We start from the raw sequence: 13,071 nt of genomic DNA, 5'->3' as shown, positions 1-13,071 counted from the left end.
TCCGATTGTGATGGAAACCGTGACGGGTGAGCGCGTGACGATTCCGCAAGGCTCGGTGATTAAAAACAACGAGCTGCTTGGTCGAGTGCTGCTGCATTCGAGCGAATCTCAAACCATTGATGTGGAATTTGGTAAAGGCGACTTCCAACCGCCGTCTGACGGTCAGCGTGTGGTCATTGAGTTAATGCCACCAATGGAGATTGCGCCCAACCAAACATTGAGTGCGTCTATCTTGCCAAAAAGCAGCGCCATTGATGCGCAAGAGCTGACGATTCCCGCAAGCCTTGAAGAGAATCTGACTCGACAAAAAATCACCATTCGCACCCCAAGCGATAACGCCGAGCAGATTTTGATTAACGGGAGCTATCCGCTACTGGCGGGTGAGCTCATTGAGATTGAATCGACCGCCGCCATCGAACTGACAGGAGCAGAAACCGATCGCGTGTTTATCTTGGAGTGCCATTCATGAACGAACAACTATTAGATCGCATTCGCCAAATCATCGGTGAGGGCAGCTCGGTGAACAAGGTCGAGCGTTTGACTGAGTACGTGTTGTCGTTAGGCCAAGGCTCTACCGGAGATAAGGTGAACATCTATCAACCTCGAACCTTTGATTTGGTGCCTGTTCGATACCCACCAGAAATGTATGAAGGCTCGTACCGCAAAGACTGCTACTCGCTGCGAAAGCGAAACGGCCTAGAAGTGGTGCATTACCGTGACTTGGTACCGGACTACATTCGAGACCCTATTTTCGCTGACCCAGAAGGGCATAAGGACAAAGAGCTCGAAATGGTGATTAACGTCAACATCCGTCAGCAAATTGCTTTAACCGAAGAAGGGTTTGAGAACTTGGATTTGTGGGGCGGTTTGATTTGGGATGTGGGCTTTGATGTGGATTCGCAACCAGAGCTATCCGCCATTGTCGCCAGTGTTCCTATCACAACCACGCGAGACCGAGGCAATGTGGTGTTGATGACAGGTGGTTACACCAAGGTGGTGCGCCTGCCGCTATCTGGCAATCAGGCCAATATGGGAGACAACACACTAACGGTCGAAAAGCTCAACTTTACCTTTAATAACTTGCGTTTGGCGTGTCAGTTGAATTGGGACCGCGCGGGTTTTCCATTTGAAGAGTACTCGCAAAAAATCATGTGGAAAGAGGAGGCCATTCACCTGACGGAGCCACCTCTGCAAGAAATCTACGCTGAGCCGTTTGGTGTCAGCATTCTTGATATGCACATCGTCGATAAAGTCGTGAATGACGCGGTGCCAATGTGATGCGTGCGCCACTCTTCGTTCTCATGCTTCTGCTTGTGGGTGGTGTGGTTTACGTCATCCGCTCACAACGTGGGAGCGATGTTATTGAAACCATCACTCAAGAGGTGACTAACGTGGTGAATACCATTCGTAAGCCTCGCGGCGTTCGAGCGAATAATCCGCTCAACATCGAGAGCAATGTAAATAACAACTGGCTCGGCAAGGTGACGCCATCGGTAGATAGCCGTTTTGAAACCTTCCAAGCACCGGAATATGGCTTCCGAGCAGGGGCCAAACTGCTGCGTGATACCTACCAAGGGCGCTACGGCCTAGAGAGTATCCGTGAGCTTATCCATAAGTTTGCGCCAAGCCATGAAAATAACTCAGACCATTACGCCGAGTTTGTGGCGAAGCGAGTCGGCGTGAGCCCTGATGCGCCGATTGACCTACGCAGCGACAACACGCTGGCGCGTCTGATTCATTCGATGTCGATTATGGAAGTCGGTCGCCATTACACCCTAGAGCAAGCACAGCAAGGGGTGCAAATGGCATGAACAAGCAAGACGTAAAGAAAATCATTGTTGTGGTACTAGGGGCAATTATTAGCGCCTACGCCATTAAGTTTCTCAAGGAGAACAAATTGCTATGAAGAAGTTTTTGAAAGATAAGCTATCTATCGACTTAGAGCAGAAATCAACGCAGAAAGGCATTGCGCTTGTAGGTGCGGGTATTGCGCTTGCTACTGGACACCCAGAATTGTTAACGGCCAGTGTGACAGAAACAGGTATTCAATATGGGGGTATTATAGGTACTACGGTGCCAGTTCTTATGGGGCTGTGGGAAATGATTCGAGACGAGTTTAAGTAGTATGGTTGAACTGCTGCAATATCTCACCTCAATGGGCTTACCACCCTCAATGCTTGTGATTGTCGCTATCTTCTGGCGGCATAACAACCGACTCATCCGACTCGAAACCAAAGTGTTTTAAAACGTCATCGTAAACGTCATTGTCTTCGTCATATGACGTTTGGATATGTTAGCCCACTCATTGCAGTGGGCTTTTTATGTCTGAGGTCAGGGATGCGTACTGATTAATGACATGGAACACAGATTGAGTAATAAGCGATGTTTTCGATATTCAACTGATTGATAATTGGGTGGTATTGTTGCGAGATTAAATTTAACTACTCGTAAGTGAGTCCTATTAGTCGGGTGAAAAACGACTAATCAGCGTTGTTTTGAGGTAAAGCCATGGACAAAAATATACTTAGAGATGTAGCCGTTTGGTTGGCAGCAGGAACGGGTGTTCTCTATATTCTCGGAAATACGTACTATATATCTTGGCTGAGGACTCTTGGTCTTAGTCCATCTTTTTTACCAAAAGATACACCTCAACTCTTACAGATCGGATTCACACCATTTTATACATTTGGCTTGTGGGCTATTGTTTTTTCTATTCCGATTTTAGGGCTGTTGAGAGTTCTTGCTAAGCACTTATTCAGACTCATTGTTGTAATAGGCCAGAAGCTAAGGCCTGATTCTACGAAAACTTGGAATAGGGAAGTCACTATTTCTGTGTCTGTGTTGCCTCAAAGCGTTAGTGATTTTTCTGAAACACTGGAATTTGTCATGAACAATCTAGTGTTTTTGTTCTTGTTGGTTGTAGTTTATGGTTGCTTAGGGTCATGGCTTGCAATTGATAAACTGGAAGATATAAAAAATAGAAAAGAAATTGTATATCAACTGGGTGATGCTGAACTGAGCATACTGACATGTTCGAGTATTACATCTTTGTGTGCGGTATATAGCTATGATGATAACCAAACATCGGTCATCAAGATGGAAAGCCTCGCTGGTTCAGTGGTCATCTCAAGGCCTAGCGGGTTGTATGAAACACTGTTTTTTAAGTCTTCGGATAAAAAAATATAACAAACCATTCAAGAGTAATTCCTACGCTTGCCTGTTTCTCTTCGTTCACAGTATGGTAAGTGTACGTTACACCTAAATGCGGTGCTAGTTTCTATGGAAGTCAGTAAGTTGAGACTATGAAGTTATTATACAAATACATGTCAAACCCAGAGTATCTTATTAAAGAGGGTTACATAAGGGCTACTCAATTAGCTGCCTTGAATGATCCATTTGAAGGGACGTATTGTAGAAATAGTCTTAAAGATTTGTGCCATTATTTTGAAGTGTTTGAATCGCCGGAAGAGTTGATTTCATATGTTGACACTAAAATGAATGAAATTGGTGTTATTAGCCTAACAGAAGCAAAAGATAACTTGCTCATGTGGTCGCATTATGCAAACAATCATAAAGGCGCTGTGATTGGTATTTGGGCGTCCTCTGCACTTGACGGCAACATGTTTGCTCATTTGCATGAACCTCAACTAGACACAACATGTTTCCTTGACTCAAGTTATTCGATGTTCAAAGGTGAATGTTCACCGGTTCTATATCGTAAACAACCACGATACCGCGTGGATCAATTTGATTTCGACTACTCTAATATTTCAGCAGAGGGCGAAGACAGAATCCTCTATGAGATTTTCCAGCAAAAAAGCGACGAATGGATATATGAAAAAGAACACCGTACTACACTTCGTTTAGATCAGGCCGATAAAATCGTAGTTAAAGATGTACATCGTTTGAAAAATAAACACGTGCTGGGTAATCTTCTAAGGTCTGAATTCAGTGATGAAAATAATGATGGTGAGTTTAGTATCTATTTAGACAAAATTTCTGACAAAATTGAAAGGGAAGCTTTTGCCCGAAACTTGGTAGAGTTGAGCCAAGACCCAAGTAGCTTGTATTTGTTTAAATTATGTCCAGGTGCAATGAAGTCGATTATTTACGGTTTGAACTTCAACGTCGATAACATTGAACACTATCAGGAACACTTGGTTAAGTATGGTGTTTTTGAGCAATGGCAAGCTACATTGAATGAAGATTTCTATACATTAAGCTTTACCGAGATTCAGCAAATCTAACAAACCGTTTGAGAGTGATTCGCAACACTTGATACCTTTAAGTATCTTAATTTATGGTCTTTTTTCTATTTGTCGGCGGTTTAGTTAGGTAAAAGGCTCATTTCTGAGCCTTTTTGTGCAACGTTTGTGGAAACAACTGAGTATAAACCTGCCAAAGTACATTCAAACTTCTATGCCCTGTGACTTGGGCGACTTCCTCAATCGAGTAGCCCTTTTCGAATAAGCGGCTCGCTCCCTCTCTTCGCAAGTCATGGTACCTTAAATCTTCAATACCTAGCTCATTACGTACTCTCTGAAAACCTGCGGTTACGCTTCGCGGGTTGTAGGGAAAGATGCGATCGCTTTTCTTCGGTTGTTTGAGGGCAATATCGAACGACTCCCCAAGCAAAGGAACAAGCATGTGGTTGCCGGTCTTTTTGCGCGGGTCTTTTCTGTCTCTTACCACCACTGTTTTGTTTTCTTGATCGAGGTCTTCCCAACGAATCGAGCATACTTCACCAATGCGCATACAGGTAAGGATGCTGAACTCAAGAATGTCGGTAAATGGGATTCGTGTTTTCCCGTTCGGCCTAAAGGATTCCCTTTTCTCCAAACCTTCTTTCAATAATTTCAATTCTTCGGAAGTAGGGCGGCGGGTTCGTTTTTGGCTTTTTCCAATTAAACCCATATCGGTGAGAACGGGGACGGCCTCGTCGAATATCTGAAAATTTGCAGCTATATTGAAAACGGGTTTTGCTTTCTTCATAACAGAGCGCAGATAAGCAATATCATGGTAGATAGTTGCACCGCCAGCTCCCGCACCCTTACGGTTTTTACAGTGTTGGATGAGATCACTGGTTCTTAGCTTGTCACTTTCGACATAAGCAATGTCGCAATCACGAAGTAGTTTGATGACATACTGCTTTGTTCGTCCGGTTTTGTCCCACAAATCAGGCTCTTCCATAAACTTGTCGAATAGTACGTATAGCGGTACGGATTTTTGTCCGCATGCGTCCGGATTTTCTAACTCTAGAACCCGCTTATTTGCATAGGTTCGAGCAAGTTCTTTTTTCCTGAATGTTTTCGATTCTCTGTGTATAATCGCCGAATTCTTTTTCACGACGATGTCTACTGTAAAGCGTAATTCACCGCTTTTTAGTGTTCGTTTTTTAATGCTGAATGATGCCATTTGTCCTACTCCATCGATGCGTACTATATACGTACTGAGTGGGTAAATTTGGGGCAATTCTAGCAAGTTGCTGTATGTATATACAGTGGTAAGATTTCGAGTAACACCTTATGAAACCTGACAATACTAGTAAATACGCGGCTAACCGCTTTTCCATTGCACCCATGCTCGATTGGACAGATCGTCATTGCCGCTACTTCCATCGCTTGCTAACAAACGAGACTCTGCTCTATACAGAGATGGTTACGACTGGCGCGATCATTCATGGTAAAGGTGATTTTTTAGCGTACAACGAAGAAGAACATCCGGTGGCACTGCAGTTAGGTGGCTCGAACCCTCAAGATCTCGCGACTTGCGCTAAACTTGCAGCAGAACGCGGCTACGATGAGATCAACCTTAATGTAGGGTGCCCATCAGACCGTGTGCAAAATGGCCGTTTCGGTGCTTGTTTGATGGCGGAGCCTCAGTTGGTCGCGGATTGTGTAGCTGCAATGCGTGATGTGGTGGATATTCCAGTCACGGTGAAAACACGTATCGGTATTGATGACCAAGATTCTTATGAGTTTCTGACAGATTTTGTTTCGATTGTTTCGGAGAAAGGCGGTTGTGACCAGTTTACTATTCATGCGCGTAAGGCTTGGTTGTCTGGGTTAAGCCCGAAAGAAAACCGAGAGATTCCACCGTTGGATTACCCTCGTGCGTATCAGCTAAAGAAAGACTTTGCTCATCTAAACATTGCGGTAAACGGTGGGGTAAAGACACTAGGCGATTCTCTGGCTCACTTAGAGCATGTAGATGGTGTGATGGTAGGTCGCGAAGCTTACCAGAACCCGTATCTACTAGCGGAAGTGGATCAGCAGATCTTTGGTTTAGACAAGCCGATCAAAAAACGTTCTCAAGTCGTAGAGGAAATGTATCCGTACATTGAAGCTCAGCTTTCGAAAGGCGCTTATCTTGGCCACATTACTCGTCATATGATTGGTTTGTTCCAAGCGATGCCAGGTGCCCGTCAGTGGCGTCGATACATTAGCGAGAATGCGCACAAACCAGGTGCGGGTATCGAGGTGGTTGAAGCAGCTTTAGCGAAAATTCCGCAAGAGTTGGATGTGTAAAAAATACCAATAGTGTGGTGAAAAATACCAAGTCCAATTTATTAAAAAGGCGCTCATTGTGAGCGCCTTTTTATTTTATTTCTTAAAATCAGTGTCTTATTTGTTTTTTTGAAGTTGGCACATAATCTGAAAGAGTCAGTTCAAACAAAGGAGAAGCGTATGTTTGAACTGATTTTTATTTTGGTATTTACCGCGACACTACTCGTTACGGGAGTCACTATGCTGACGGTATTTGCTGCGGTAGCGTTTTCTATTGTTATCATGGTTCTGCTTGGAATGTTAGGTGCAGTACTTAAAATATTACCTTGGCTCATCGTGATTGCGATCGGTATATGGTTCTTTAAATCTCATGTAGCGCAGGCTCGTTAATTCTCATCCAGAGATAAATAGTTGCTGGGATAGCGGGTGTGTATGGTAGAATTCGCACATATCGTATACACCTCCATTGACGATTACTCGTCTTGGGAGGAGCAAGCACCATTACTGGGAGAAACAAGTTCATGGGTTTTAAAACTGCAGCCTTACTCGCTGCTGCTGTCATGTCAGTGCCAGCTGTCGCTGAAGAGTCATCATTGACGACGAAGATTGGTGCTGAAATGTGGTTGTCGGAGACAAAGGTTAATGAAGTAAACCGTGATAGTGACACTTCCCCAAGCTTTTACGCAGCCATAGAGCATAATGTTAAGTACGTACCTGATGCTCGATTTCGTTACTCTAGTGTCGATGCTGATTACATGGCATTCGATAAATTAGACTTAACACTTTACTACCGTATTTTTGAGCATGAATTAATGCACTTTGACGCAGGTGTAACTTTAAGTGACTTGTCTAATACCAAATACATCAATGCAGAAGACGCGACACGAAATACAGAATTCGATGGAATGATTTGGGCATGGTACGGCTATGCAGAGCTGACTGTTCCAGATACGTCCATTGATATTATTGGTGAAATGAACTTCGGTGATAGCAATAGCATCAAGAGTACTGACTTAATGGCTGGTGCTCAGTACCGAATGGATTTGAATGGCAACCAACTCGCATTAAAAGGCGGTTATCGAGTGATCGATTTAGAGTCTGAAGATTTCCGTGTTGCTGGTGGCTCAGATTTAGGTAAGCCGTTTATTTTTGCCAATGGTTGGTTTGTTGGGGCTGAGTTTAGCTTCTAAAAAAGAAATGATTGAGAAACGCCGCTATTTATATAGCGGCGTTTTTTTATATCTATTGATTATATTGAACGTTATTTGTTCGCACTTTCGACGCTTTCTACCATCCTTACTCTAGGAGTTTTGTGTCCGATAGAGAAAGGAACCTCATGACGATTACTGAGCTAAGGAATCTATACAGGGAAAACAAATTGGTGGAGGCCATCATTGAACCTTCCGCTCAAGAGGGCGCTTGGATTGTTGAGTTTCGTCACGCCCGGGGCGGCTTTGTGCTGTTGACCGACTCTCACGGAGAGGAGTGTCAGTACATCGATCTCGATTTAGCGTCTAAATCTGCCATGGCGGTGGGTTTTCAACAAGTAAGAATCGAAGCCAAATAAAGATATAAACGCCTCTCTGCTTTAATCCTTTAATTCCAAAAGTTATAAAACATTCACTTCTATTCTTTCTTGTTATTAAAGAGAGTGGTTAATCTATCATCACGCAATGAATAGGGATGTCGTGACCATGTCTTTAAATAAGAAAGAGTCCTCTACTAACAACGGGCCTTCTCAGCAAGAATTACCTGCCATCGCTGCTCCTCTCAATGACCAGCAGCTTGGCTCTCTTCAACAAACCGTATCCGGTCTTTCCTCACAGCAGCTTGCATGGGTAAGCGGGTACTTTTGGGGATTATCGCAGGCTCAGCCCCAAACAACGGGTGCAACTGCTCCAATTAATCAAGCCGCGGCTGCGGTAGCAGCGAAGCGTGCTGGCAAACTGACCATCATTTTTGCTTCTCAAACGGGGAATGCGAAGGGTGTCGCCGAGCAGTTAGAGCAAGAAGCGAAAGCCCAAGGTATTGACGTCGCGCTGTTTGACGCCAGTGATTACAAAGGTAAGAACTTAGCGAAAGAAACACACGTTATTATCGTGGCATCAACCAATGGTGAAGGCGAAGCGCCTGATAATGCCATAGAGCTACATGAGTTTTTGCAATCCAAGAAAGCACCTAAGCTGCCAAATCTGAAGTATGGTGTTATCGGTTTAGGTGATTCAAGCTACGAATTTTTCTGTCAAACGGGCAAAGACTTTGACGCCTATCTGGCGAAGCAGGGCGCTAGTGCGTTTATTGATCGTATTGATTGTGATGTGGACTACGACGCGCCAGCAGCAGAGTGGCGTGCGAAAGCTCTTGAAACCGTCAAAGACGATCTCGCCTCTGGTCAAGAAGCGGATGTGGTTCAACTACCCGTTGGTCAAGCGGCTGCGGGGCACTCTCAGTACAATAAGCAAAATCCATATACCGCGACCTTGTTAACTAGCCAAAAAATTACGGGCCGTGATTCAGGTAAGGATGTTCGTCACGTAGAAATCGACCTGACGGACTCAGGTCTGACGTACCAGCCGGGTGATGCATTAGGGGTTTGGTTTGACAACAGCTCTGAGCTTGCCAATGCCATTCTCGGTAAGGTTGGTTTATCTGGCGTTGAAAGTGTCGAAGTTGACGGTGAAAGCCTCTCTATTCACAGCGCGTTGGTGAGTAAGTTTGAAATCACCGCGGCGAACCCACAATTGGTGACTAAGTTTGCTGAGCTATCGGGTAGCAAGAAACTAGAAAAGCTGGTGGAAGACAAAGACAAACTGCGTGAGTACGCAAGTAATACTCAGGTAGTGGATGTCCTTTCTGAAAAGAAAACCAAACTTTCCGCGGATGAACTCCTTGGTTTGTTGCGCCGTTTAACTCCTCGCCTGTACTCCATTGCATCGAGCCAAACAGAAGTTGATGAAGAAGTCCATCTGACCGTTGGCTTGGTTGAATACGATAAGGGTGATGAAAAACGCTATGGTGGCGCTTCAAGCTTTTTAGCTCAGCGCTTGGAAGAAGGTGGCGAAGTGAAAGTGTTTGTTGAAAACAACAATAACTTTAAGCTTCCGCAAGATGATAACACCCCAGTCATCATGATTGGTCCAGGCACCGGCATTGCTCCTTTCCGCAGCTTTATTCAAGAGCGCGACAATCGTGAAGCGGAAGGCAAGAACTGGTTGTTCTTTGGCGACCGTACCTTTACGCAAGATTTCTTGTATCAAGTTGAGTGGCAAAAGTATCTGAAATCAGGCTTGTTAAATCGTCTAGATGTGGCCTTTAGCCGCGACCAAGCAGAGAAAGTCTATGTTCAACATCGTATCTTAGAAAACGCTGAGCAAGTGTGGCAGTGGCTTCAAGATGGTGCCTATATCTATGTCTGTGGCGATGCTACACGTATGGCGAAAGACGTTCATGAAGCTTTGATTCATGTTGTCGAGCAGCACGGCAAGTTATCACGTGATGATGCAGAAGAATTTATCAATGAATTACGTAAAGCGAAACGTTATCAAAGGGATGTGTACTAATGACTTTTTCTACTGAGAATAATAAGCAAGTCGTACTAGGTGAAGAGTTAGGAAAGCTATCGGATAACGAGCGTCTGAAAACTCAAAGCAACTTTTTGCGCGGAACCATAGAGCAAGATCTGCAAGACAAGATCACTGGTGGTTTTACTGCGGATAACTTCCAGTTAATTCGTTTTCATGGCATGTATCAGCAAGACGATCGCGATATTCGTAACGAGCGCGCTAAGCAAAAGCTAGAGCCACTGCATAACGTGATGCTTCGTGCACGTATGCCGGGCGGTATTATTAAACCTGAACAGTGGTTGGCGATTGATAAGTTTGCAACCGAACATTCGCTTTACGGCAGTATCCGCCTAACAACACGTCAAACGTTTCAATTCCATGGTGTACTTAAGCCAAATATCAAGTTAATGCACCAAACACTAAACAGTATTGGCATTGACTCAATTGCTACAGCTGGCGACGTAAACCGTAACGTGCTGTGTACGACTAACCCGATTGAGTCAGAGTTGCACCAAGAAGCTTACGAATGGGCGAAGAAAATCAGTGAGCACCTATTACCTAAAACCAAAGCGTATGCGGAAATCTGGCTAGACGGCGAGAAAGTAGAAACCACCGACGATGATGAGCCGATTCTAGGTAAAACTTATCTTCCTCGGAAGTTCAAAACAACGGTGGTGATTCCTCCGCAAAATGATGTGGATGTACATGCGAACGACCTTAACTTTGTCGCGATCGGTGAGAACGGTAAGCTGGTGGGCTTCAATGTCTTAGTGGGTGGCGGATTGGCGATGACCCATGGTGACACATCAACTTACGCTCGTCGTGCTGACGACTTTGGTTTTGTCCCACTAGATAAAACACTCGATGTGGCTGCGGCGGTTGTGACGACTCAACGTGATTGGGGCAACCGATCAAATCGTAAGAATGCCAAAACTAAGTACACTCTAGACCGTGTTGGTATTGATGTATTTAAGGCGGAAGTAGAGAAGCGTGCAGGCGTGACGTTTGGCGAGAGTCGTCCATATGAGTTTACCGATCGCGGTGATCGAATTGGTTGGGTAGAAGGCATCGACGGTAAACACCACCTAGCGTTGTTTATCGAAAATGGTCGACTGCTAGATTTCCCAGGCAAACCACTCAAAACCGGTGTTGCTGAAATTGCCAAAATTCATAAAGGCGATTTCCGTATGACGGCAAACCAGAACTTAATTGTTGCTGGTGTGGCTAAGAGTCAAAAAGCCAAGATTGAGAAAATTGCTCGCGAGCATGGCTTAATCGATGACACTGTAAGTGAGCAGCGCAAAAACTCGATGGCGTGTGTTGCTTTCCCTACTTGTCCACTCGCGATGGCAGAAGCTGAGCGTTTCCTTCCTCAGTTTGTGACTGATGTGGAAGGCATACTTGAGAAGCACGGGTTACCTAAAGAAGACAACATTATCTTGCGTGTTACTGGCTGTCCAAATGGCTGTGGCCGTGCGATGTTAGCTGAGATCGGTTTAGTAGGTAAAGCGCCTGGTCGTTACAACCTTCATTTAGGAGGTAACCGTGCCGGTACACGTATTCCGAAGATGTATAGAGAGAACATCACAGATAAACAGATACTAGAAGAGATTGATCAACTTGTAGGTCGTTGGGCCAAAGAGCGTGAAGTTGGCGAAGGATTTGGTGATTTTGCTATCCGTGCTGGCATCATTCGAGAAGTCAAAGTATCTAAGAGGGACTTGCATGCTTGATTCAATCGCTTCAAAACCAAAGTTAGCAGAGCTTCTCGCATTAACTAAGACAGAGCAAATACTGCAGCTTGGTCAAATTAATGCAGAGTTAGAGCAGCTAACCGCGCAGCAACGAGTAGCTTGGGCGTTAGAAAATCTTGAAGGTCGGTTTGCTGTATCGTCGAGTTTTGGTCTTCAAGCAGCGGTTATGCTGCATCTGGTCACTCAGCAAAAACCTGATATCCCCGTGATTCTCACTGATACAGGCTATCTGTTCCCTGAAACGTATCGCTTTATCGATCTACTGAGTGAGCAACTCACGCTCAACCTAAAAGTTTATCGAGCAAAAGAAGGTGCGAATTGGCAAGAAGCGAGATATGGCCAGTTGTGGGAACAAGGTATAGAGGGAATTGAAAAATACAACAAGCTGAATAAAGTCGAGCCAATGAGACGGGCTTTAGATGAGCTAGAAGTCGGGACGTGGTTTTCGGGTCTACGTAGGGAGCAATCTAAATCGAGAGCCAGCTTGCCAATCCTATCGATTCAAAATGGTGTATTTAAATTCCTACCTGTAATCGACTGGACGAATAAAGATGTTCACTATTACTTAGAGGAGTATGGATTGCCTTACCACCCACTGCGTGATGAAGGTTACCTGTCGGTAGGTGATACGCATACAACTAAGAAGTGGGAGCCAGGAATGAGTGAAGAGGAAACTCGCTTCTTTGGTTTAAAGCGTGAGTGTGGACTTCATGAGGATGATGGCAACGAGCAAGATGGTTCGGGTATCTAGTTTATTCTCTTCTATATATGAAGAAAGGCCGCAATGCGGCCTTTTCTTTTTGCTAAAAATAGCGATATGTGGGTAACTCTGTGGGTATTGTGTTTGTTTTCTAGGGGTAAAGTTGGATAAATAAGGCTTTGAATGAAAAGTCGGCGGTTAAGCGTTATTTCTGCAATTTTTTCAAAATAACGCTTGCCAATGTGAGCGCGATCTCTATAATGCCTCCTCGTCGACAGGGCAAGAGCTCACAAGGGTTCAGGCAAAGTTGACAGGTTAACTAGCTGAGCGGAAACGCTTAATAAAAAGTTTTGAAAAAGTGGTTGACACTAAAACTTAAAACGCTAGAATGGCCGCCTCTTCCGGAGTGATGCAAATCACAAAGAAGAAAGCTCTTTAACAATATAAACCTATCAATCTGTGTGGGCACTCGTTGATGATAATCCAATTAGAAACTTCGGTTTCAAATTAGGTTTCAATGAAACGAAGTGACCAACGAGTCGCAAGAC

At 44.5% G+C, this 13,071-nt stretch carries 14 protein-coding genes; 13 read left to right on the top strand and 1 reads right to left on the bottom strand.

Translation table 11 applies throughout. The annotated features are described in order from the left end of the window. The 6 genes from OH458_RS21460 to OH458_RS21435 form a co-directional block, all read left to right on the top strand. A partial coding sequence (locus tag OH458_RS21460) for a hypothetical protein (RefSeq protein WP_269979784.1) occupies window positions 1-469 on the top strand: 469 nt, incomplete at its 5' end. Then, window positions 466-1,278 carry a hypothetical protein gene (locus OH458_RS21455; protein ID WP_269979783.1) on the top strand — a complete coding sequence of 271 codons (813 nt, stop codon included), beginning with the start codon at window positions 466-468 and terminating at the stop codon, window positions 1,276-1,278. The genes OH458_RS21460 and OH458_RS21455, both read left to right, overlap by 4 nt. Next, window positions 1,278-1,811, top strand: coding sequence for a structural protein (locus OH458_RS21450; protein ID WP_269979782.1), 534 nt, complete (start codon window positions 1,278-1,280; stop codon window positions 1,809-1,811). The genes OH458_RS21455 and OH458_RS21450 overlap by 1 nt, the downstream gene beginning before the upstream one ends. 91 nt (window positions 1,812-1,902) lie before the next feature. Then, a complete protein-coding gene (locus tag OH458_RS21445) occupies window positions 1,903-2,124 on the top strand; it encodes a hypothetical protein (RefSeq protein WP_269979781.1) in 222 nt (73 codons plus the stop codon). A 384-nt stretch (window positions 2,125-2,508) separates the two neighbouring features. Continuing rightward, complete coding sequence (locus OH458_RS21440) at window positions 2,509-3,186, top strand: hypothetical protein (RefSeq protein ID WP_269979780.1); 678 nt, start codon at window positions 2,509-2,511, stop codon at window positions 3,184-3,186. A gap of 116 nt (window positions 3,187-3,302) precedes the next feature. Next, window positions 3,303-4,247 carry a DUF2971 domain-containing protein gene (locus OH458_RS21435; protein ID WP_269979779.1) on the top strand — a complete coding sequence of 315 codons (945 nt, stop codon included), beginning with the start codon at window positions 3,303-3,305 and terminating at the stop codon, window positions 4,245-4,247. A gap of 97 nt (window positions 4,248-4,344) precedes the next feature. On the opposite strand, the gene OH458_RS21430 is transcribed toward OH458_RS21435, so the two are convergent. Next, the gene (locus tag OH458_RS21430) at window positions 4,345-5,415 is read right to left on the bottom strand and encodes a site-specific integrase (RefSeq protein WP_269979778.1); all 1,071 of its coding nucleotides are present in this window, start codon (window positions 5,413-5,415) and stop codon (window positions 4,345-4,347) included. A 110-nt stretch (window positions 5,416-5,525) separates the two neighbouring features. Between OH458_RS21430 and dusA the strand changes: the two genes are divergently transcribed. The 7 genes from dusA (at window position 5,526) to OH458_RS21395 (ending at window position 12,574) form a co-directional block, all read left to right on the top strand. Continuing rightward, on the top strand, window positions 5,526-6,527 hold the full coding sequence (dusA, locus tag OH458_RS21425; protein WP_269979777.1) for a tRNA dihydrouridine(20/20a) synthase DusA: 1,002 nt from the start codon (window positions 5,526-5,528) through the stop codon (window positions 6,525-6,527). Window positions 6,528-6,686: 159 nt separating this feature from the next. Beyond that, the gene (pspG, locus tag OH458_RS21420) at window positions 6,687-6,896 is read left to right on the top strand and encodes an envelope stress response protein PspG (RefSeq protein WP_269979776.1); all 210 of its coding nucleotides are present in this window, start codon (window positions 6,687-6,689) and stop codon (window positions 6,894-6,896) included. A gap of 131 nt (window positions 6,897-7,027) precedes the next feature. Next, complete coding sequence (locus OH458_RS21415; RefSeq protein WP_269979775.1) at window positions 7,028-7,696, top strand: TIGR04219 family outer membrane beta-barrel protein; 669 nt, start codon at window positions 7,028-7,030, stop codon at window positions 7,694-7,696. Between the two features lie 146 nt (window positions 7,697-7,842). Further along, window positions 7,843-8,073, top strand: a complete 231-nt coding sequence (locus OH458_RS21410) for a hypothetical protein (protein WP_005475948.1) — start codon at window positions 7,843-7,845, stop codon at window positions 8,071-8,073. A gap of 127 nt (window positions 8,074-8,200) precedes the next feature. Then, window positions 8,201-10,066: an assimilatory sulfite reductase (NADPH) flavoprotein subunit gene (locus OH458_RS21405; protein WP_269979774.1), complete on the top strand. Its 1,866-nt coding sequence runs from the start codon at window positions 8,201-8,203 to the stop codon at window positions 10,064-10,066. After that, window positions 10,066-11,802 carry an assimilatory sulfite reductase (NADPH) hemoprotein subunit gene (cysI, locus tag OH458_RS21400; RefSeq protein WP_269979773.1) on the top strand — a complete coding sequence of 579 codons (1,737 nt, stop codon included), beginning with the start codon at window positions 10,066-10,068 and terminating at the stop codon, window positions 11,800-11,802. Before OH458_RS21405 ends, cysI begins: the two co-directional genes overlap by 1 nt. Continuing rightward, window positions 11,795-12,574 carry a phosphoadenylyl-sulfate reductase gene (locus OH458_RS21395; protein ID WP_269979772.1) on the top strand — a complete coding sequence of 260 codons (780 nt, stop codon included), beginning with the start codon at window positions 11,795-11,797 and terminating at the stop codon, window positions 12,572-12,574. Before cysI ends, OH458_RS21395 begins: the two co-directional genes overlap by 8 nt. Window positions 12,575-13,071: the final 497 nt, after the last annotated feature.

This window comes from Vibrio sp. MarTm2, assembly GCF_027587055.1.
Taxonomy (GTDB): Bacteria; Pseudomonadota; Gammaproteobacteria; order Enterobacterales; family Vibrionaceae; genus Vibrio; species Vibrio sinaloensis_D.
This window is presented reverse-complemented; position numbering and strand designations above follow the sequence as displayed.